We start from the raw sequence: 20715 nt of genomic DNA, 5'->3' as shown, positions 1-20715 counted from the left end.
TCAATGACGGATGGGTATGACTGCTACCAGAATGCGTTGGCAGAGAGGGTGAACGGCATTTTGAAAATGGAATATCTCTTGCGAAAGCCTAAAGATGTAGCTCAAGCAAGAAAAATGGTCGCTGAGTCAGTAGAAATCTATAATCAGATGAGGCCTCATACAGCGCTAAAATACAAAACGCCCGATGAAGTACACCGAGCGTTTTAACTAAAAAGTGTCAACCCATATCAGGACGGGTCATTTATTGCAGCGAAATTACCAACCAGTTACTTCGCGAAGTGCTTTGCCGATATCCGCTAAAGACTTAACTGTCTTAACGCCTGCTTCTTCTAGAGCTGCAAACTTATCTTCAGCAGTACCTTTACCACCAGAGATGATCGCGCCAGCGTGACCCATACGCTTACCAGGAGGCGCAGTTACGCCCGCAATGTAAGACACGACTGGTTTAGTCACATTCTCTTTGATAAATGCAGCCGCTTCTTCCTCTGCGGTACCACCAATTTCACCGATCATCACGATCGCTTCTGTCTCAGGGTCTTCTTGGAATAGCTTTAAGATATCAATAAAGTTTGAGCCTGGGATTGGGTCACCACCGATACCAACACAAGTAGACTGACCGAAACCTTCGTCTGTGGTTTGCTTAACTGCTTCATAAGTCAGCGTACCTGAACGCGATACGATACCCACTTTACCTTTCTTGTGGATATGACCTGGCATGATACCAATCTTACACTCATCTGGTGTGATAACACCTGGACAGTTAGGACCGATCATCACAACACCCGCTTCGTCTAGACGCACTTTTACATCCAGTAGATCCAGCGTTGGAATACCTTCCGTAATTGTCACAATTAGCTTCACGCCAGCGTCAATTGCTTCAAGGATTGCATCTTTACAGAAAGGCGCTGGAACGTAGATAACAGACGCTGTTGCGCCAGTCACTTCTACTGCTTCACGTACCGTGTTAAACACAGGTAGACCTAAGTGCATTTGACCGCCTTTGCCTGGTGATACACCACCAACCATTTGCGTGCCGTAAGCGATCGCTTGCTCAGAGTGGAAAGTACCTTGACCACCCGTGAAACCCTGACAGATAACTTTAGTATCTTTATTAATTAGTACTGACATTATTTGCCCTCCGCTGCCGCAACTACTTTTTCTGCTGCTTCAGTTAGAGAGTTTGCAGCGATGATATTTAGACCACTTTCAGCCAATTTTTGCGAACCTAGCGGTGCGTTATTACCTTCTAGACGAACAACGACTGGTACTTCTACGCCAACTTCTTCAACGGCGCCAATGATACCTTCTGCAATCAGGTCACAACGAACGATGCCACCGAAGATATTCACCAGTACAGCTTTCACATTGCTGTCAGATAAGATGATCTTGAAGGCTTCAGTAACACGCTCTTTCGTCGCGCCGCCGCCTACATCAAGGAAGTTTGCCGGTTGTCCGCCATGAAGGTTAACGATATCCATCGTACCCATAGCAAGACCTGCACCGTTAACCATACAGCCGATGTTGCCATCCAGTGCTACGTAGTTAAGTTCCCACTGCGCTGCATGTGCTTCGCGCTCATCTTCTTGTGAAGGATCGTGCATCTCACGCAGCTTTGGCTGACGGTAAAGCGCATTAGAGTCGATATTGATTTTGCCATCTAGACACAATAGGTCACCCGAACCTGTAATAACCAGTGGGTTAATCTCAAGTAGTGCTAGATCGTATTGAGCGAACATTTCGCCAAGACCGACAAAGATCTTCACGAATTGTTTGATTTGGTCGCCTTTAAGACCAAGTTTGAATGCCAGCTCACGACCTTGATAAGCCTGTGGGCCAACTAGCGGATCGATGGCAGCTTTGTGGATCAATTCTGGCGTTTCTTCTGCCACTTTTTCGATTTCCACACCGCCTTCTGTCGATGCCATGAATACAATGCGTTGAGTTGAACGGTCAACTACCGCGCCCAAGTATAGCTCGTTAGCAATGTCAGATGCTTCCTCAACCAAGATCTTAGATACTGGCTGACCATTAGCATCTGTCTGGTATGTTACTAGGTTTTTACCTAGCCACTTTTGGGCAAATTCTTTCACGCCGTCTTTAGTATCATGCAGTTCAACGCCGCCCGCTTTACCGCGACCACCTGCGTGAACCTGACACTTAACGACTTTCTTTTCTGAGCTAATGCGACCTGCTGCTTCGAACGCTTCTTGTGGGGTATCACAAGCGTAGCCTTCCGGTACAGGCAAACCGAATTCTGCAAACAGCTGTTTGGCTTGGTATTCATGCAAATTCATTTTGATATTCCGTTTGTTCTTCCCTTAAGGGATTTATAATTTCCATAACGTTGCAGTAGAACTCTGCTTACACGTCTGTAGGGTCTTCTCAAATCAATCGCAATACGATTCAAATGAAGGCCAGACAGTTGAGCCAGTCTAGCCCCGTGAACTAAAAGCGTCGAGTTATCCAAGGCAACTCGACGTTTTAGCGATATTAAACGTCTAATAGCAGACGCGCTGGGTCTTCCAGTAGTTCCTTAATCGTCACTAGGAAGCCCACAGACTCACGACCATCGATTAAACGGTGATCGTAAGATAGAGCTAGGTACATCATAGGTAGAATTTCTACCTTGCCATCCACCGCCATCGGACGATCTTGGATCTTATGCATACCCAAGATTGCAGATTGTGGTGGGTTAATGATTGGCGTTGACATCAATGAACCGAATACACCACCGTTAGTGATAGTGAAGTTACCGCCCATCAATTCATCAACCGTTAGCTTGCCATCACGACCTTTGATCGCCAGCTCTTTGATGCCTTTTTCAACGTCAGCAAAACCTAGAGTGTCACAGTCTTTAAGAACAGGTGTCACTAGACCACGTGGCGTCGAAACTGCCATGCTGATATCAAAATAGTTGTGGTAAACAATGTCATCACCATCGATTGACGCATTCACTTCTGGGTAGCGCTTCAGTGCTTCGGTTACCGCTTTCACGTAGAAAGACATAAAACCAAGGCGAATGCCGTGACGCTCTTCGAATTGGTCTTTGTACTGCTTACGAAGGTCCATGATTGGCTTCATGTTTACTTCGTTAAACGTGGTTAGCATCGCCGTGCTGTTCTTCGCTTCTAGAAGACGGTTTGCAACAGTCTTACGTAGACGAGTCATAGGTACGCGTTTTTGGCTACGAGCTGCTGCAGGCGCTTGAGCCACTGGCTCTTCCGCTTTAGCACTCGATTTTGCGTTAGCTAGATGCGCTTCAATATCTTCGCGCGTAATGCGACCACCCACACCAGAGCCTTTCACTTGAGAAGCTTCTAGACCATGCTCAGCAAGCAGACGACGAACCGCTGGGCTCAGCGCATCGTTGCTCTCTTCAGTAAGCGCTGCTTTGTGGCGCTTGTCTGGTGATGCCTCAGTCTCAGCAGTGGTATCTGTTGTTGGCTCACCAGCAACAGCACCCGGCTTCAACTTAGCAAGTAACTGTTTAGAAAGTACTGTCGCACCTTCTTCTTCAAGAATGGCTTCTAAAACGCCTGCTTCTGGAGCAGGAACTTCAAGTACAACCTTATCGGTTTCGATATCTACAAGAACTTCATCACGCTCAACCGTATCACCCGGTTGCTTGTGCCAAGTAGCGACGGTTGCGTCTGCAACTGATTCAGGTAAATCTGGAACCAGAATTTCAATTGTCATTTCTATCTTCCTTATGCTTCTAGTTCTTTATCTGAGGTTTTCGAATCTGATGTATTAGAACCAGTGGTCAAAGCGTCTTCAATTAACGCTTTCTGTTGTTTCAAGTGTACCGACATGTAACCTACCGCCGGAGATGCTGAAGCTGGACGGCCGGCATACTTAAGATCTGCACCAGCTGGAATCGCAGCGCGGAAGTTATGCTGGCTACAGTACCAAGCGCCTTGGTTTTGCGGCTCTTCTTGGCACCAAACAAAGTCTTCAACATTGGTGTATTGAGCAATCGCTTCTTTTACTTCTTCCAATGGGAATGGGTAAAGCTGCTCAATACGCACGATAGCAACATCGTCTTGTTCGTTCTTACGACGCTGCTCTAGCAGGTCGAAATAAACTTTACCTGAACAGAACACAACGCGTTTTACCTTGCTCGCATCCAACTGGTCGATCTCTGGAATTGCCGGTAAGAAAGTGCCATCAGATAAGTCTTCTAAACTTGAAACACACAATGGGTGACGGAGCAGTGATTTCGGTGACATCACAATCAGTGGACGACGCATCGGACGCACCACCTGACGACGAATCATGTGATAAACCTGCGCTGGTGTTGATGGAACAACGACCTGCATGTTCTGCTCAGCACAAAGCTGTAGGTAACGCTCAAGGCGCGCCGACGAGTGCTCTGGACCTTGACCTTCATAACCATGCGGCAGAAGCATTGTCAGACCACATAAACGTGCCCATTTTTGCTCGCCCGAGGAAATAAACTGGTCAATTACCACTTGAGCGCCGTTGGCAAAGTCACCAAACTGCGCTTCCCAAATGGTTAAACCACCTGGCTCAGCCGTTGCGTAACCATATTCAAACGCCAGTACCGCTTCTTCAGACAGCACTGAGTCAATCACTTGGAAAGGACCTTGCTTATCATGGATATTGGCTAACGGAATGTAGGTGCTTGCATCAGATTGGTTGTGCAGTACCGAATGGCGGTGGAAGAAAGTACCACGACCTGAATCCTGACCAGAGATACGAATACGCTTACCATCATCAAGAAGCGTTGCGTAAGCCAAGGTTTCTGCCATACCCCAGTCAACCGCTTTTTCACCGCTCATCATTGATAGACGATCGTTGTAGAGCTTGTTAACGCGGCTTTGCAGCTTATGGCTATCTGGGTACTGACACAGACGATTACCGAGCTCAACTAGGCGATCTTTGTCGTACTGACTATTCCAAGGTGTATCCCAGTCGTGACCTAGATATGGAGACCAGTCTACTGAATGTAGAGCCATTGGACGCCACTCTTTAACCACCACTTCACCGCGGTCTAGAGCATCACGATAATCATTGATTAGCGCCGTTGCCGTTTCAATATCGTTATCACCGCGCTCAATCAAAACATCAGCATAAAGCTTACGTGGTGTTGGATGCTTCTTGATTTTTTGATACATCAACGGTTGAGTCGCATTTGGCTCATCCGCTTCGTTGTGACCATGACGACGGTAACAAACCAAGTCAATCACAACATCACGTTTAAATTCGTTACGGTAATCAAGAGCAATACGCGTCACAAACGCTACTGCCTCTGGATCATCCGCATTCACGTGGAAGATAGGTGCCTGTACCATCTTAGCGATATCAGTACAGTACATGGTTGAACGCGTATCGTTCGGATTAGACGTTGTGAAACCAACTTGGTTGTTCACCACGATACGAACCGTACCACCTACACGGTAACCGCGTGATTGTGACATGTTGAATGTCTCAGCAACCACACCTTGACCAGCCACTGCTGAGTCACCGTGAATCGTAATTGGTAGTACTGTGCTGCCGTTCTTGTCGCCTAGACGATCTTGACGTGCACGTACCGAGCCAATCACTACTGGGTTAACAATTTCTAGGTGCGATGGGTTAAACGCCAATGCTAAGTGAACATCGCCACCTGGAGTCGCGAAGTCAGCCGAGAAGCCTTGGTGATACTTAACATCGCCCGTGCCCCATGAATCACCGTGTTTGCCAGCAAACTCATCAAACAAGTCTTGCGGCTTTTTACCCAACACGTTAACCAACATGTTCAAGCGACCACGGTGTGCCATACCAATAACCACTTCACGCATGCCACTCTTACCAGCATGTCGAATTAGCTCTTTTGTCATTGGGATCAGCGCATCACCACCTTCTAGTGAGAAGCGTTTAGCACCAGGGAATTTTGCGCCCAAATAGCGCTCAAGGCCTTCCGCTGCTGTTAGCTCTTCAAGAAAGTCACGTTTTTCTTCTGCGGTAAAGGTTGGCTGACCAACCACAGATTCCAAACGTTGTTGGATCCAACGCTTTTGCTCTGTATCGGTCATGTGCATGTATTCTGCACCAATCGAGCCACAGTAGATTTTCTTCAACGAGGAATAGATGTCTTTTAGCTTCATGGTCTCTTGACCAATGGCAAAAGAACCCACATTAAATGTTTCTTCTAAATCATCATCGTTAAGATTGTGGAAGGTAGGATCTAGCTCTGCCACCTGAGGGCGGTTCCATAGACCTAGAGGATCAAGATCAGCTGCTTCATGACCGCGGAAACGGTACGCGTTGATCAGCTGTAAAACTTTTACTTGTTTAGCATCGACATCGGGGTCACTAACTTGGACATTGTAATGCTTTGTTTCTTGAGCGAGTCGACGGAAGTAATCACGGACACGTGAGTGTGGTTGTTCCACCACATCTGCTGATGGCTTTGGTAAACCATCAAATACACGAATCCACTCCTCACTTACCAGATCGGGATCACTGAGATACAGTTCGTAGAGGTCTTCTACGTAAGTCGCATTTGCGCCTGCCAAGTGTGAAGACTCGAGCCATGCCTTCATCACACCGTTGTGCATATTTTCCCTTAACCAGTAGTTTTCACGTTTGCAGCGGTCTATGCCGCGCTTGTATTGAATAGACCGCTACCCACAACGAGTAGCGGTAATCTTATTACTTCACTAAACCGAACGATTAACCAACATCGACTTGATGTGACCAATTGCTTTTGTAGGATTTAGTCCCTTAGGACAAACACTTACACAATTCATGATGCCATGGCAACGAAAAACACTAAATGCATCGTCGAGATCGGACAATCGTTCATCAGTTGCCGTATCTCGGCTGTCAATTAGCCAGCGATAAGCGGCTAATAGACCTGCTGGACCGATGAACTTGTCAGGGTTCCACCAGAACGACGGACAAGACGTGGTACAACATGCGCACATAATACATTCATACAAACCATCTAGGTGAGCACGATCTTCTGGCATTTGCAGATTCTCGCGCGACGGCGGCATAGCACCATCTGCAATTAAGAATGGTTTTACTTTCGCGTAGTTATCGTAGAACTGAGTCATATCGACAATCAGGTCACGCACAACCGGTAAACCTGGTAGTGGACGAATCACAATTCTATCGCCCTGCAACGCAGAGAGCGGAGTGATACATGCCAGACCATTTTTGCCGTTCATGTTAAGACCATCAGAGCCACATACACCTTCACGACAAGAGCGACGGAACGCGATAGTAGGGTCTTGTTCTTTCAATAAGATAAGTGCATCAAGCACCATCATGTCGGAACCTTCTTCTACCTCAAGCGTGTAGTCCTTCATGTAAGGTTTGTTATCTACATCAGGGTTGTAGCGATACAAAGAGAAGTTAAGTTTCATTTTTCAATCCTCCCTTAGTACGTACGAACTTTCGGTGGGAACGCATCACGATGCACAGGCGTCATATTGACATCACGCTTAGTCATCTGCTCCGTTTCCGGGTTATAAATTGAGTGGCATAGCCAGTTCTCATCATCACGCTCTGGGAAGTCAAAGCGAGCGTGTGCACCACGACTTTCGGTACGGTAGTTAGCCGCAACTGCAGTCGAGAACGCTGTCTCCATCAAGTTGTCTAGCTCTAGACACTCAATGCGCTGAGTGTTGAACTCTTTCGACTTGTCCGATAGGTGTGCTTCTTTTAAGCGCTCACGAATCACTTTCAGCTCTTCTAGACCCGTTGCCATTGCGTCGCCTTCACGGAATACCGAGAAGCTGTTTTGCATGCACTGTTGCAGATCTTTACGAATTTGGAATGGGTCTTCACCGCTGGCACTATTTTCCCAGCGCATAGTACGCGCCAGAGAAGCTTCAATATCAGACTCAGAAGCAGGACGCGCTTCCGATTGTGCCGCAAGTGTTTCACCAAGGTGCAGACCCGTTGCGCGACCAAATACCACCAAATCGAGTAGAGAGTTACCACCCAGGCGGTTCGCACCATGTACCGATACTGAGGCAATTTCACCACAAGCAAACAGACCTTGAACTTCAACATCGCCGCCGTCAGCAGTTTGCTTAATCGCCTGACCAGATACTTGCGTTGGCACACCACCCATCATGTAGTGACAAGTTGGGATAACTGGGATTGGCTCTTTCACTGGATCAACGTGGGCAAATGTACGTGATAGCTCACAGATACCCGGTAGACGCGACTCAAGCACTTCTTTGCCTAAGTGGTCTAGTTTCAGTTTAATATGTGGACCCCATGGGCCATCACAACCGCGACCTTCACGGATCTCGATCATCATTGAACGTGCAACAACGTCACGACCCGCCAAGTCTTTCGCATTTGGTGCATAACGCTCCATAAAGCGTTCGCCATCTTTGTTGAGTAGGTAACCACCTTCACCACGACAGCCTTCTGTTACTAGTACACCTGCACCTGCAATACCGGTTGGGTGGAACTGCCACATCTCCATATCTTGCATTGGCACGCCAGCACGCAGCGCCATGCCTACACCGTCACCAGTGTTGATGTGCGCATTGGTTGTCGAAGCGTAAATACGACCTGCGCCGCCCGTTGCTAAGATCGTTGCTTTCGATTTGAAGTAAACAATCTCACCCGTTTCCATGCAGATAGCGGTACAACCGACCACTGCACCGTCTTGGTTCTTAACTAGATCCAGCGCATACCACTCAGAAAAGATCATCGTCTTGTGTTTGACGTTTTGCTGGTAAAGCGTGTGCAATAGAGCGTGACCAGTACGGTCAGCGGCTGCTGCGGTACGTGCTGCTTGCTCACCACCAAACTCTTTTGACTGACCGCCAAATGGACGTTGGTAAATGGTACCGTCATCAAAGCGTGAAAACGGCAGACCCATTTTCTCCAGCTCAATAACCGACTCAGGACCGTTTTTACACATGTACTCGATCGCGTTTTGGTCACCGATGTAGTCCGAACCTTTTACGGTATCGTACATGTGCCACTGCCAATCGTCTTTATGTGAGTTACCTAGCGCAACGGTAATACCACCCTGCGCTGAAACTGTGTGTGAACGAGTAGGGAAAACTTTAGAAAGTAGAGCACAAGTAAGACCTTGCTCTGAAATTTGTAGAGCGGCGCGCATACCCGCACCGCCTGCGCCGATTACAACGGCATCGAATTCACGAACTGGAATAGACACTTACGCACCCCACAGAATAAACAGACCAGAGAAGAAGTAGCCGAACAACAGAGCGACTACGCCGACTTGCAGACCACCGCGCAACTTCGCGCATTTGATGTAGTCAGTCAGCACCTGCCACAAACCAATCCAAGCGTGAATTAATACGCTGGTTAGTGCGACCATTGTGAATGCTTTGGTGAAGTTACCAGCGAAAAACTGGCTCCATGATGCGTACGAGATATCAGAGAAAGCAATGAAGCTCACTAGATAGATCGTGTATAACGTCATAATGATGGCTGTTGCACGAATCAATAAGAAATCATGCACACCATTACGACCAAATGATGAAACGTGGTTTACCATACCATTACCCCCGCTAATAGAGACAGCACTGCTGTTACACCGAAGGAGACTTTTGCACTCATCGCACCGGTGTCGAGCTCTTCAAAGTAGCCTAAGTCCATCAATAAATGACGAACACCACCCACAATGTGGTAGGCCAACGCGGTTAGGATTCCCCATAGGATAAACGTAAAAAACCAACCATCGATAATATCAACAGCTTGGGTAAATCCATTAGGAGAAGATAGGGATAAAGACAGCAACCATAACAGGATACCGACTGCTACAAACGTGATCACACCAGAAACTCGGTGAAGAATAGATGCGATAGCAGTGATCGGAAAGCGTATGGTTTGCAAGTCTAAGTTTACAGGTCTTGACTTTCTTTCTTTCACGGGCTTGCTCACTCAGCTCACTAGAGCATTTATAGTTATTGACGAAACTTGGTAGCTGAACCCTTTAAAATGATAACATTTCGTTAACAAATAAGACAAAACACAAACCACTTAATTGTAAAAGAATTGTTAACAACAAGTCTTGAGAATTTAGATTATAATTCTTTCAATCCTTGAATTTATTAGGTTTCTCCCAGATTTCACGCCACCAATATACGGTTGGCAACATTCTAATACAATTAGTGTAACAATTTTTGCTACACAGAACAGATTTTTAACTTAATGTGCGCAAAAAATAATAACAAGACCACACATCAGAGGAGAAAAATTGACTTTGTTAACGAACAGACGTACAAAAATGGCACACAAACATCCTGGATGGATTAAATAATAAACAAAGGAGATTGTTATGGCGGATAAGAAAGCGACCCTTCATATTGAAGGTCAAGCGCCAGTCGAGCTGCCAATTATGGAAGGTACCATTGGTCCTGACGTGATTGACGTTCGCAAACTTGGGGCGACAGGCCACTTTACGTTTGACCCAGGTTTTCTTGCCACTGCATCTTGTGAATCTCAAATCACTTACATCGATGGCGGTAAAGGTGTGCTACTGCACCGTGGTTTCCCTATCGATCAATTAGCGAACAACGCTGATTACTTGGAAGTCTGTTATATTCTTCTTTACGGTGAAGCCCCAACCCGTGAGCAATACGAGAAGTTCAAGACAACAGTAACTCGTCATACTATGGTGCATGAGCAGATTGCTAGCTTCTTCCACGGCTTCCGTCGTGATGCGCACCCTATGGCGGTTATGTGTGGTGTAGTTGGCGCACTTGCAGCCTTCTACCACGATTCACTCGATATCAACAACGACGTACACCGTGAGATAGCGGCATATCGTCTGATTTCAAAAATGCCAACATTGGCTTCCATGTGTTACAAGTACTCAATTGGTCAGCCATTTATCTACCCACGCAACGATCTAAACTACGCAGAAAACTTCCTGCATATGATGTTTGCTAACCCATGTGAAGAATACGAAGTAAACCCTGTTGTAGCGCGTGCAATGGATAAGATCTTCACCCTACACGCAGATCATGAGCAAAATGCCTCAACGTCGACTGTTCGACTTTCAGGTTCATCAGGTGCAAACCCATTTGCCTGTATTGCTGCAGGTATTGCATCACTATGGGGACCGGCTCATGGCGGCGCGAACGAAGCGTGTCTGAAGATGTTGGAAGAAATTGGTAGTGTAGACAACATTCCTGAGTTCGTTGAGCGTGCGAAGGATAAAGATGACCCATTCCGCCTAATGGGCTTTGGTCACCGTGTTTACAAGAACTATGACCCACGTGCAACGGTAATGCGCGAAGCATGTCATGAAGTTCTAACTGAGCTAAACATCCAAGACCCACTGCTAGACGTTGCGATGGAACTTGAGCGTATTGCTCTTTCTGACGAATACTTCGTATCGAAGAAACTGTACCCGAACGTAGACTTCTACTCAGGTATCATTCTGAAAGCGATCGGCATTCCAGTCTCAATGTTTACCGTAATCTTTGCCATGTCTCGTACTATCGGCTGGATTGCACACTGGAACGAGATGCACAGCGATCCGACTAACCGTATCGGTCGTCCTCGTCAGCTATACACTGGTGAAAGCCAACGTGAATTCCGCCCGCTACACGAGCGTGAATAGGCAAGCAGCATAAAAAGCAAAGGGCTGACGTGAAAGCGTCAGCCCTTTCTTTTTGGATGCGGGATGCGGGATGCGGGATGCGGGATGCGGGATGCGGGATGCGGGATGCGGGATGCGGGAAATTTTGTCTTTTTGAGGACAAGTTGAGTCAATGATTTTTATAAGAATCAAACATCGGCGTCCTAAAGAGTGTGCCACTTTCCGCAACGCTGCATTCCAAAGGGCAAAGCCGATTCCCACTTCCCGAAGCGTAGCGTTCCGAAGGACGAAGTCCGCCCCTTCTTTAAACCGGATTATCTATATCAATAAAGGTGACATCCATGCCATGTTCGCTTGCTAACCACTCACCAAGCGCTTTAATACCGTAACGTTCTGTCGCATGGTGCCCTGCCGCAAAGTAGTGAATATCCAGCTCACGAGCACTGTAAGTGGTACGCTCTGAGATCTCACCAGACACAAACGCATCCAAACCATGTTGCGCAGCCAGTTCAATGTAGTCTTGCCCACCACCTGTGCACCAGCCTACTGTTTCAATAAGCTTATCTGCGCTTTCAGGCGCAATGTGCAAAGGTTGACGGTTTAATACCTTATCAATACGCGCCGCAAACTCAGCACCAGTTACAGGCTGTTTTAAACGACCATACATCGAAACTGATTGAGGGTGCCCTTCTAACCCACCTTCCACTTCAATCTCAAGCAGTCGTGCGAGCTCTGCATTGTTGCCCAGTTCTGGATGAATATCTAATGGCAGATGATAGCCAAACAGATTGATATCATGTTTGATCAGTGTGCGAATACGCTTACCCTTCATGCCTCGGATCGGCTCTGGTTCACCTTTCCAAAAATAGCCATGATGAACCAGCAAAGCATCAGCGCCCAGCTCTACCGCTTTATCAATCAATGCTTGTGAAGCGGTCACACCTGTAACGATTTTCTTAATCTGTTCGCCACCTTCAACTTGCAGACCATTTGGGCTGTAGTCCTTGATCAGGTGTGGTGAGAGTTTTTCGTTAAGTATCTTTTCAAGTTGTAGATTATTCATCTTACTTTCCAGTATGCTGACTTTAGCGAAGTTATAGCAACTTCACTCTCGATTGTCGAAACAAACCCGATACAAAATAGTGAGCAGATATGAGTGCACTGGACGAGTTTTACCAATGGATTACCACCAGCCCTAACCTTATCGATCATCAGGAAACTTTCTGCGATTTACGCTCACTTGAGCCAACTTCACTTTGCAAAAACTCAGTTTACACTGGCAATCGCCGTTTAGGCTTTATCTATCAGCATTTGTGCACGCAAGCCTTTGTTAATAGTGCTCACTATCAAGTGTTGGCAGAAGAAATTCAGCTTTCTGAACAAGGGCGAACGCTCGGTGCCATCGACCTGATTGTGCGCAATAAAGCCAAACAGAGAAATGAACACTGGGAGCTGGCAATCAAGTTCTACCTACTACACGAAGGGCAATGGTTTGGTCCCAATGCCCACGATCAATTAGAGACCAAACTGCCACACATGTTGAACCACCAGCTTGCCATGTCTACCACCGCGCAATTTCATCAGCAACACCCAGAATTAGAAGTGGTGACTCATCACCTGCTCATGCAAGGCAGGCTCTACACGAACCCATTTAATTCCGAGCCTACCCCAACCAGTTGCTTGGGCTTTACTCTCAACACCAGCCAAATTAGCGGCTACTGGTGTCACTATTCTCAAGCCCATCAAATACAAGAAACGCTGTATGAACTACCAAAGATCCGCTGGGCAACCGGTAAAGCGTCTGACGCCGCAATCATTACGCCAAACCCTGAGCGCTTTATTCACGCCCAAACCGACAGCGGACAGTTTTGGTTTGTTGTTCCAGATGTGTGGCCGAGGCGGAACGCATAGCTTACGGAACGCCAAGCTACGGAAAAATAGGAACGCTGCGCTCACGGAGAAACCTTAACGCTGCGCTTGCGAGTTGAACGAGAAAAATCAGAATACCCCCCTTTTCCGAAAGTGAGGCTAAGCCGAACGTTCCGTCTTCCCAACTCCGTACTCCGCTTCCAAAAAAAAAGAGCCGACTTTCGTCGACTCTTCTCAATAAATCATTCACTCGAAATTACAAACCAGCGTCTTTAAACACTTGGTTGACGATCTCTTGTGCTTCGGCTTCGATCTGCTTGAGATGCTCAGCGCCTTTGAAGCTTTCACAGTAGATCTTGTAGATATCTTCGGTGCCAGATGGACGCGCGGCGAACCAACCGTTCGCTGTGGTAACTTTTAGACCGCCAATTGCTGCGCCATTACCTGGAGCATGGGTTAAACGCGCTGTGATCGCATCTCCCGCAAGCGTTTCTGCTGAGACCATCTCAGCGCTCAGTTTCTTCAACACATCCTTTTGCGGACCATTTGCGACTGCTTGAATACGGTTATATTGAGATTCCCCATGCTTGGCTGCAAGCTCTTCATAGTACTCTTGCGGATTCTTACCTGTCACAGCGGTAATTTCAGCCGCTAGCAAACATAACAAGATGCCATCTTTATCGGTTGCCCACGGCGTACCATCTTTACGTAGGAAAGATGCGCCCGCGCTCTCTTCACCGCCAAAACCAAATTTGCCACTGTAGAGACCATCAACAAACCACTTAAAGCCCACTGGTACTTCACACAGTTCGCGACCGAGATCAGCAACAACACGGTCAATCAGAGCACTTGAAACCAGCGTTTTACCTACTGCAACCTCTTGACCCCAGCCTTGACGATGGCGGTATAGATAATCAATACACACGGCCAAGAAGTGGTTTGGATTCATTAGACCTTTTGGCGTCACAATGCCGTGGCGGTCGTAATCTGGGTCGTTACCAAATGCCAAGTCATACTCGTCTTTAAGTGCCAGTAAACCTGCCATTGCGTATGGAGAAGAACAATCCATGCGCACAACGCCATCTTTATCTAGTGACATAAACTGGAAGCTCGGGTCGATCGCTTCACTGACCAAAGTAAGATCAAGATTGTAAGCTTGAGCAATTTGACGCCAGTAATCGATGCCGCTGCCACCTAACGGATCAACACCAATCTTCAGGTTCGCTTTTTGAATCGCTTCCATATCGATCACATTCACGAGATCATCGATATATGGCTTAACCAAGTCCACTTGCTTAAACAGCGGTGAGGCTTTCGCGTCTGCCAATGGCATGCGTTTGACCCCTTGCAGACCTTCTGCGATCAGTGCATTAGCACGGTTCTCAATCGCTTTGGTCAGAGCATCTTCCGCAGGACCGCCATGAGTTGGGTTGTATTTGATCCCGCCATCTTGTGGAGGGTTGTGTGATGGCGTGATCACGATGCCATCGGCTTTCTCAGCGTGAGCTAAGTTGTAAGTCAAAATCGCATGCGAGACACCCGGCGTAGGCGTGTAGCCATTGTCTTGCTGAACAATTACTTCAATACCATTGGCAATCAGCACTTCTACCACAGAGGCATAAGCAGGCTCAGACAACGCGTGCGTGTCTTTGCCGACGAAAAGTGGACCTGTAGTGCCATGCTCAGCACGCACTTCCGCAATCGCTTGAGCGATGGCAAGAATATGGTTTTCGTTAAAGGTCGCTTTATCTGCCGTACCACGGTGACCAGACGTACCAAATTCGACTCGGTGCGCAGGGTTAATTGGTTGTGGTTGCAGTAAGAAATAGTTTGCGACTAACGCGGGGATATTATGAAGATCTTGTTGCTGAGCTTTTTGTCCAGCTCTTGGGTGCATAGCCATTTTGACATCCTTTCTAAATTAACAAACGTAAAAAAGCCCCATAATCGAAACTATGAGGCTGTTATATTTTGATTTAGATTGAGTTAGCCACTTTCTCAATCAAATCCGCAGGAAAACTCATGCGTGACATCAATTGCTCAACCATCTGTCTTTTGCGGCTAGTATTATTATTAGTAATTACCCAGAATGGTGATGCTGGAATTGCTTTAGGCTTGGTTGTATTACCGTTAGCTAATAGCGTTTGCTCATTGTCAGCAAAGTAAACGCGCTTGCGTCCTTTTACTTGAGTTGCCTCTGAAAACCCTTCCGGATCCAGACGGTGTAGCGTTGACAATACCATCATAAAGCGATCGATCGCTTTTTTAAGACCAGCAAACTCATCCGAGATCAACAGAGAACGCATTTCTTTAACGCAATCGACCTGCACATCTTTTACTGCATCTTTGCTTACCACGATACCTTTAACTGCCTTGATAACGTGAGGAGTCTCAGCTGAAACCTCTCCATCAACGTTTAACAAACGGCGTAAAATATCTGAAGCACTCTCACCAATGTGTTGGGTTTGACTTGCGATGTAACGGTATAGATCCTCATCAACCTCAATTGTTTTCATTCGCTTTTCACAATCTCTATGTTTAAACTCTGTGGCGATTATAGCGAGATCTTCTCTCAGACTCTACGTTAAACCAGTCACGAATAAGATAAAATGTCACTACAGCTCAACTACAAACTCGAAGGTGAGGGTCACACCATAGTCTTGATCCATGGATTATTTGGCAATCTCGACAATCTTGGCTTGCTTGCTAGAGATTTAAAACAAGATCATCAAGTGCTTAGCATTGATCTACGTAATCATGGGCTTTCGTTCCATGCCGAGTTGCACAACTACCAAGCACAAGCCGAAGACGTTTGTCAGTTGATCAATCATCTCAACCTTGAACGCTTTACCTTAATCGGTCACTCAATGGGTGGCAAAGTGGCAATGAAAGTCACCGAATTGATGCAAGAGCGCATCGACAAACTGGTTGTGCTCGACATGGCGCCAGTCGCCTACAGCCAAAACCGTCACCAAAATGTGTTTGCTGGAATTACTGCCGTTGAGAGTGCGCGTCCAGCTTCGCGTCAAGCTGCGCTCGGGATTCTCGCTCAGCACATTGAGCTTGAAGGCGTACGACAGTTTTTGGGTAAATCTTTGTATAACAACGGTGAGCATCTCGCGTGGCGATTTAACGTCAGCAACCTTCTTGGTAATTATCAGCACATTATGGGCTGGGAACCTATTCAGCGCGTAGAAACAGCAACCTTGTTTATTAAAGGGGCTAACTCGGACTATCTGCTTTCTGAACACCAAGCCCAGATCCAAGCGCAATTTAGCCAAGCCAAAGCGCATATTATTGCCAATACCGGGCACTGGTTACACGCAGAGAAGCCAGATGAAGTGCTACGTGTTATTCGTAAATTTATTGGATAAACGTAAAGTGAGAAGCTTCCACATTAACTTTGCGTGATAACAGTGGTATAGTGCAGCGCAAGTAAATTAGCATAAAGGGATATCATGCTTTACGACTACATGAACATGCTTGAGTCTATTGGTCTCGATCTATTATTTGCCTCGATTTTCTTTCTGATCGGCATGGCAATTAAAGATGTACTTCATGCAGGTAATGTTCCGCCATTTGGTCGTAGAATAGTATGGTTGGTGCTGTTTCTTGGCTGTGCCGGATTTGTCGCAAAGGGGCTTATCCAACTCAGTTGGGAAGGAACCGGTTTAGGCTAATCCACTTTTGATGCTAGTAAGTAGACAATTTTAAAGGTAACGAATCTATGGCAAGTGTAGGTATCTTCTTTGGTAGCGACACAGGTAACACTGAAGCTGTTGCAAAGATGATTCAAAAAGAACTAGGTAAGCAACTAGTTCACGTTCAAGACATTGCAAAAAGCAGCAAAGAAGACATCGATAATTTCGATCTTCTGCTTCTAGGTATCCCAACTTGGTACTACGGTGAAGCGCAGTGTGACTGGGATGACTTCTTCCCTGAGCTTGAGCAAATCGACTTCTCTACTAAGCTTGTTGCTATCTTCGGTTGTGGTGACCAAGAAGACTACGCAGAGTACTTCTGTGATGCAATGGGTACTGTACGTGACATCGTTGAGTCAAAAGGCGGTACTATCCTAGGTAACACGTCTACTGAAAGCTACGAATTCGAAGCATCAAAAGCACTAGTAGAAGGTGATGACAGCCTGTTTGTTGGTCTATGTATCGATGAAGACCGCCAACCAGAATTGACTGATGAGCGCGTTAAAAACTGGTGTAAACAGATTCATGAAGAAATGTGCCTAGCTGAACTTGAAGGCTAATGGCAACATTTATAATGCAAAAACCTCCCACTCGGGAGGTTTTTTGTTTTTATTGGTTGAAAGTCTTCGTTACGCTTGCGACTCAGCTACCTCACGATACTTCGGCTTCTTACGTACATACAGTTTGCGCTGCACTTCCGCTATCACCTCACCCTGCTTATCTTTCACATGCACAACAAACTCAGGAAAACTCTTATCCCCCAAAGAAGTTTGTTGATAAATGTCTTCTAGCTGCCCGGTATGCAGTTCAAAGTCAGCAAACAAATCACCCTTACCCGGTTTGATAAAATTAATGCTCGCTTCCTTGTCCCAGACGTAATATTCCTCTCCTAAAATGCCCATCAGCATCAAAGCATAAATAGGATCGGTAAGGGAAAAAATACTGCCACCATACTGAGTTCGATTGGCGTTTTTGTTCCACCAGCGCAACTTCAGCTTAACCTTAACCTGACGAAAATCAGCACTAATTGAAACAATTTTTATCCCACTGCCCCAAAAAGGCGGCCAACAGTTTAAGGCGAACCTTACTATGTTTGGCTTGTAAACCTTTGAAAATAAAGAACTCATTCTTATAGGCATCCATGCTTATTACTTATTAAGTTAAAAAATTGTAACTAATCTGACCAGTTTTATCCGTGACACCACACAACTTTGGGAAAAATATAAGTAACCCCTTGAACTTCGTGGTTTATTGTTAAGGTAACCTGCCCTATAATGGTAGGAATATTGAATTCTGTTAAACACTGCAGATCATCAACGGGAAAGTATATGTCAGACAATAACCAAGCGCTTAAGGATGCTGGTCTTAAGGTAACCTTACCTAGACTGAAGATTTTAGAAGTATTACAGCAACCTGACTGCCAACACATCAGTGCTGAAGATTTGTACAAAAAACTGATCGATCTAGGTGAAGAGATTGGCCTTGCGACAGTTTATCGCGTTTTAAACCAATTTGATGATGCAGGTATTGTTACTCGTCACCACTTCGAAGGCGGCAAGTCGGTATTTGAACTATCTACCCAACATCACCATGACCACCTAGTGTGTCTTGACTGTGGTGAAGTAATTGAGTTTTCAGACAGCGTTATCGAAGAACGTCAACGTGAGATCGCAGCAAAATACAATGTGACTCTAACCAACCACAGCCTATACCTATACGGCAAATGTGGTGACGGCACGTGCAAAGATAACCCTGACGCACACAAAGCTAAGTAATAAAAAGGCGCCTTTAAGGCGCTTTTTTATTGTCTTAACAAGCAGACAAAAAAATGCCAGTCACATGACTGGCATTTTTACTATTCTCATGCAGAGATTATTGAGCTTCGATTTTCGCCCAAGTGTCGCGTAGACCAACAGTACGGTTGAAGACTAGCTTGTCAGCAGATGACTCTTTTGCATCTGCACAGAAGTAACCCATACGCTCGAACTGGTAACCCTTTTCCGCTTCTGCAGAAGCTAGGCTTGGCTCAACAAAACCGTTCAACACAACCAGTGACTCTGGGTTGATAGTTGCCGCAAAGTTGTCTGCTGCTGCTGGGTTTGGCACAGTGAATAGACGGTCGTATAGACGGATTTCAGCTGGTAGACCTTGGTCTGCTGATACCCAGTGAATAACGCCTTTCACTTTGCGACCGTCAGCTGGGTTCTTACCTAGCGTCTCTGCATCGTAGCTACAGAAGATAGTAGTGATATTACCTTGTGCATCTTTTTCGATACGTTCAGCCTTGATCACGTAAGCACCACGTAGACGTACTTCTTTACCTAGCACTAGGCGTTTGTACTTCTTGTTGCCTTCTTCACGGAAGTCTTCACGCTCGATCCATACTTCACGAGTGAATGGTACTTGGCGCTCACCCATTTCAGGTTTGTTCGGGTGGTTCGCAACGGTTAGCGTTTCAACTTTACCTTCTTCGAAGTTCTCAATCACAATTTTCACTGGATCAAGTACTGCCATCGCACGTGGCGCGTTTTCGTTTAGGTCATCACGAATACAAGACTCTAGCGAGCTCATTTCGATCATGTTGTCTTGCTTAGTTACACCGATACGCTTACAGAACTCACGGATAGCTGCTGGCGTGAAACCACGACGACGTAGACCAGAGATAGTTGGCATACGTGGGTCATCCCAACCGTTAACCAATTTCTCAGTCACTAGTTGGTTAAGCTTACGCTTAGACATTACCGTGTATTCTAGGTTTAGACGGCTAAACTCGTACTGACGTGGTTGGCAGTCAATAGTGATATTGTCTAGTACCCAGTCGTATAGACGACGGTTGTCTTGGAACTCAAGCGTACAAATAGAGTGCGTAATGCCCTCTAGAGCATCCGAGATACAGTGCGTGAAGTCGTACATTGGGTAAATGCACCACTTATCACCTGTTTGGTGGTGAGAAGCAAAACGTACGCGGTATAGCACTGGATCGCGCATCACGATGAATGATGATGCCATATCAATCTTCGCACGAAGACACGCTTTGCCTTCTTCGAAGCCACCGTCACGCATTTTTTCAAACAGCGCTAGGTTTTCTTCTACGCTACGGTCACGGTATGGGCTTGGCTTACCTGGTTGAGTAAGTGTGCCACGGTACTCGCGGATCTGCTCAGGACTTAGCTCTTCAACATACGCTAAGCCTTTATTAATTAATTCCACGGCGTACTCGTAAAGCTTATCGAAGTAGTTTGATGAGTAACAAACCTCACCATCCCACTCAAAGCCTAACCAAGACACATCATTCTTAATTGACTCAACGTATTCTACGTCTTCTTTTTCTGGGTTAGTGTCGTCAAAACGTAAGTTACACTTACCCTGATAGTCCTGAGCAATACCAAAGTTTAGGCAGATTGACTTAGCGTGACCGATATGCAAGTAGCCATTTGGCTCTGGCGGAAAACGAGTATGCACGCTTGTGTGTGTTCCATCGGCTAAATCTTTATCAATGATTTGGCGAATAAAATTCGATGGACGAGCTTCAGCTTCACTCATCTATAACACCTCAGATATTTTAGTATTGTCAGAGAAAAAAAGGCTCTG

At 46.3% G+C, this 20715-nt stretch carries 20 protein-coding genes; 7 read left to right on the top strand and 13 right to left on the bottom strand.

Annotated features, from left to right (window positions below; all coding sequences use genetic code 11):
- Positions 1–207, top strand: a 207-nt coding sequence (locus DPF93_RS18210; RefSeq protein ID WP_164675302.1) for an integrase core domain-containing protein, incomplete at its 5' end; no start/stop codon positions are given.
- Between the two features lie 48 nt (positions 208–255).
- Here the strand turns inward: DPF93_RS18210 and sucD are convergent.
- From sucD to sdhC, 8 genes are all read right to left on the bottom strand, one after another.
- Complete coding sequence (gene sucD, locus DPF93_RS18205) at positions 256–1128, bottom strand: succinate--CoA ligase subunit alpha (RefSeq protein WP_114767496.1); 873 nt, start codon at positions 1126–1128, stop codon at positions 256–258.
- Positions 1128–2294 carry an ADP-forming succinate--CoA ligase subunit beta gene (sucC, locus tag DPF93_RS18200; protein ID WP_114767495.1) on the bottom strand — a complete coding sequence of 389 codons (1167 nt, stop codon included), beginning with the start codon at positions 2292–2294 and terminating at the stop codon, positions 1128–1130. Before sucC ends, sucD begins: the two co-directional genes overlap by 1 nt.
- Positions 2295–2490: 196 nt before the next feature.
- The gene (gene odhB, locus DPF93_RS18195; RefSeq protein ID WP_114767494.1) at positions 2491–3696 is read right to left on the bottom strand and encodes a 2-oxoglutarate dehydrogenase complex dihydrolipoyllysine-residue succinyltransferase; all 1206 of its coding nucleotides are present in this window, start codon (positions 3694–3696) and stop codon (positions 2491–2493) included.
- Positions 3697–3707: 11 nt separating this feature from the next.
- Positions 3708–6563: a 2-oxoglutarate dehydrogenase E1 component gene (sucA, locus tag DPF93_RS18190; RefSeq protein WP_114767493.1), complete on the bottom strand. Its 2856-nt coding sequence runs from the start codon at positions 6561–6563 to the stop codon at positions 3708–3710.
- A 102-nt stretch (positions 6564–6665) separates the two neighbouring features.
- The gene (locus DPF93_RS18185; protein WP_114767492.1) at positions 6666–7376 is read right to left on the bottom strand and encodes a succinate dehydrogenase iron-sulfur subunit; all 711 of its coding nucleotides are present in this window, start codon (positions 7374–7376) and stop codon (positions 6666–6668) included.
- 14 nt (positions 7377–7390) lie between these two features.
- Positions 7391–9157, bottom strand: a complete 1767-nt coding sequence (sdhA, locus tag DPF93_RS18180) for a succinate dehydrogenase flavoprotein subunit (RefSeq protein WP_114767491.1) — start codon at positions 9155–9157, stop codon at positions 7391–7393.
- On the bottom strand, positions 9158–9502 hold the full coding sequence (sdhD, locus tag DPF93_RS18175; RefSeq protein ID WP_114767490.1) for a succinate dehydrogenase, hydrophobic membrane anchor protein: 345 nt from the start codon (positions 9500–9502) through the stop codon (positions 9158–9160).
- On the bottom strand, positions 9496–9888 hold the full coding sequence (sdhC, locus tag DPF93_RS18170) for a succinate dehydrogenase cytochrome b556 subunit (protein ID WP_114767489.1): 393 nt from the start codon (positions 9886–9888) through the stop codon (positions 9496–9498). The genes sdhD and sdhC overlap by 7 nt, the downstream gene beginning before the upstream one ends.
- Before the next feature lie 397 nt (positions 9889–10285).
- On the opposite strand from sdhC, the gene DPF93_RS18165 reads away from it, so the two are divergent.
- Entirely contained in the window at positions 10286–11575 is a 1290-nt protein-coding gene (locus tag DPF93_RS18165) for a citrate synthase (protein ID WP_114767488.1), read from the top strand.
- A 283-nt stretch (positions 11576–11858) separates the two neighbouring features.
- Here DPF93_RS18165 and DPF93_RS18160 read toward each other — a convergent pair whose 3' ends face one another.
- Positions 11859–12617: a Nif3-like dinuclear metal center hexameric protein gene (locus DPF93_RS18160; protein WP_114767487.1), complete on the bottom strand. Its 759-nt coding sequence runs from the start codon at positions 12615–12617 to the stop codon at positions 11859–11861.
- A gap of 89 nt (positions 12618–12706) precedes the next feature.
- Between DPF93_RS18160 and DPF93_RS18155 the strand changes: the two genes are divergently transcribed.
- Positions 12707–13465, top strand: a complete 759-nt coding sequence (locus DPF93_RS18155; RefSeq protein ID WP_114767486.1) for a DUF1853 family protein — start codon at positions 12707–12709, stop codon at positions 13463–13465.
- A 214-nt stretch (positions 13466–13679) separates the two neighbouring features.
- Here DPF93_RS18155 and pgm read toward each other — a convergent pair whose 3' ends face one another.
- Both pgm and seqA read right to left on the bottom strand, forming a co-directional pair.
- Positions 13680–15326 carry a phosphoglucomutase (alpha-D-glucose-1,6-bisphosphate-dependent) gene (gene pgm, locus DPF93_RS18150; RefSeq protein WP_114767485.1) on the bottom strand — a complete coding sequence of 549 codons (1647 nt, stop codon included), beginning with the start codon at positions 15324–15326 and terminating at the stop codon, positions 13680–13682.
- A gap of 73 nt (positions 15327–15399) precedes the next feature.
- Complete coding sequence (seqA, locus tag DPF93_RS18145) at positions 15400–15939, bottom strand: replication initiation negative regulator SeqA (RefSeq protein WP_114767484.1); 540 nt, start codon at positions 15937–15939, stop codon at positions 15400–15402.
- Between the two features lie 93 nt (positions 15940–16032).
- Between seqA and DPF93_RS18140 the strand changes: the two genes are divergently transcribed.
- The 3 genes from DPF93_RS18140 to fldA all read left to right on the top strand — a co-directional run bounded on the left by DPF93_RS18140 (position 16033) and on the right by fldA (position 17684).
- The gene (locus DPF93_RS18140) at positions 16033–16797 is read left to right on the top strand and encodes an alpha/beta fold hydrolase (protein ID WP_114767483.1); all 765 of its coding nucleotides are present in this window, start codon (positions 16033–16035) and stop codon (positions 16795–16797) included.
- Between the two features lie 84 nt (positions 16798–16881).
- On the top strand, positions 16882–17103 hold the full coding sequence (locus DPF93_RS18135) for a DUF2788 domain-containing protein (protein ID WP_075652181.1): 222 nt from the start codon (positions 16882–16884) through the stop codon (positions 17101–17103).
- A gap of 47 nt (positions 17104–17150) precedes the next feature.
- The gene (fldA, locus tag DPF93_RS18130; protein WP_114767482.1) at positions 17151–17684 is read left to right on the top strand and encodes a flavodoxin FldA; all 534 of its coding nucleotides are present in this window, start codon (positions 17151–17153) and stop codon (positions 17682–17684) included.
- A gap of 69 nt (positions 17685–17753) precedes the next feature.
- Here fldA and DPF93_RS18125 read toward each other — a convergent pair whose 3' ends face one another.
- Positions 17754–18251: a DUF4442 domain-containing protein gene (locus tag DPF93_RS18125; RefSeq protein WP_114767481.1), complete on the bottom strand. Its 498-nt coding sequence runs from the start codon at positions 18249–18251 to the stop codon at positions 17754–17756.
- Between the two features lie 201 nt (positions 18252–18452).
- Between DPF93_RS18125 and fcrX the strand changes: the two genes are divergently transcribed.
- Positions 18453–18899 (top strand): ferric iron uptake transcriptional regulator FcrX, encoded by a 447-nt coding sequence (fcrX, locus tag DPF93_RS18120; protein ID WP_075652184.1) that lies wholly within the window; start codon positions 18453–18455, stop codon positions 18897–18899.
- A 97-nt stretch (positions 18900–18996) separates the two neighbouring features.
- Here the strand turns inward: fcrX and glnS are convergent, their stop codons facing one another.
- Positions 18997–20667, bottom strand: coding sequence for a glutamine--tRNA ligase (glnS, locus tag DPF93_RS18115; protein WP_114767480.1), 1671 nt, complete (start codon positions 20665–20667; stop codon positions 18997–18999).
- Positions 20668–20715: the final 48 nt, after the last annotated feature.

This window comes from Vibrio rhodolitus (assembly GCF_003350325.1).
GTDB classification, from domain to species: Bacteria; Pseudomonadota; Gammaproteobacteria; order Enterobacterales; family Vibrionaceae; genus Vibrio; species Vibrio rhodolitus.
Note: the sequence above shows the minus strand (reverse complement) of the source record. Positions and strands in the feature narration are given on the sequence as shown.

Bases quoted from the DNA above. Each gene is read 5' to 3' on its own strand.
- seqA (WP_114767484.1), bottom strand. From the start codon at position 15,939: ATGAAAACAATTGAGGTTGATGAGGATCTATACCGTTACATCGCAAGT.
- DPF93_RS18160 (WP_114767487.1), bottom strand. From the start codon at position 12,617: ATGAATAATCTACAACTTGAAAAGATACTTAACGAAAAACTCTCACCA.
- sdhD (WP_114767490.1), bottom strand. From the start codon at position 9,502: ATGGTAAACCACGTTTCATCATTTGGTCGTAATGGTGTGCATGATTTC.
- DPF93_RS18125 (WP_114767481.1), bottom strand. From the start codon at position 18,251: ATGAGTTCTTTATTTTCAAAGGTTTACAAGCCAAACATAGTAAGGTTC.
- sucD (WP_114767496.1), bottom strand. From the start codon at position 1,128: ATGTCAGTACTAATTAATAAAGATACTAAAGTTATCTGTCAGGGTTTC.
- odhB (WP_114767494.1), bottom strand. From the start codon at position 3,696: ATGACAATTGAAATTCTGGTTCCAGATTTACCTGAATCAGTTGCAGAC.
- sucA (WP_114767493.1), bottom strand. From the start codon at position 6,563: ATGCACAACGGTGTGATGAAGGCATGGCTCGAGTCTTCACACTTGGCA.
- DPF93_RS18135 (WP_075652181.1), top strand. From the start codon at position 16,882: ATGCTTTACGACTACATGAACATGCTTGAGTCTATTGGTCTCGATCTA.
- DPF93_RS18165 (WP_114767488.1), top strand. From the start codon at position 10,286: ATGGCGGATAAGAAAGCGACCCTTCATATTGAAGGTCAAGCGCCAGTC.
- pgm (WP_114767485.1), bottom strand. From the start codon at position 15,326: ATGGCTATGCACCCAAGAGCTGGACAAAAAGCTCAGCAACAAGATCTT.
- fldA (WP_114767482.1), top strand. From the start codon at position 17,151: ATGGCAAGTGTAGGTATCTTCTTTGGTAGCGACACAGGTAACACTGAA.
- fcrX (WP_075652184.1), top strand. From the start codon at position 18,453: ATGTCAGACAATAACCAAGCGCTTAAGGATGCTGGTCTTAAGGTAACC.
- DPF93_RS18155 (WP_114767486.1), top strand. From the start codon at position 12,707: ATGAGTGCACTGGACGAGTTTTACCAATGGATTACCACCAGCCCTAAC.
- DPF93_RS18140 (WP_114767483.1), top strand. From the start codon at position 16,033: ATGTCACTACAGCTCAACTACAAACTCGAAGGTGAGGGTCACACCATA.
- DPF93_RS18185 (WP_114767492.1), bottom strand. From the start codon at position 7,376: ATGAAACTTAACTTCTCTTTGTATCGCTACAACCCTGATGTAGATAAC.
- sucC (WP_114767495.1), bottom strand. From the start codon at position 2,294: ATGAATTTGCATGAATACCAAGCCAAACAGCTGTTTGCAGAATTCGGT.
- glnS (WP_114767480.1), bottom strand. From the start codon at position 20,667: ATGAGTGAAGCTGAAGCTCGTCCATCGAATTTTATTCGCCAAATCATT.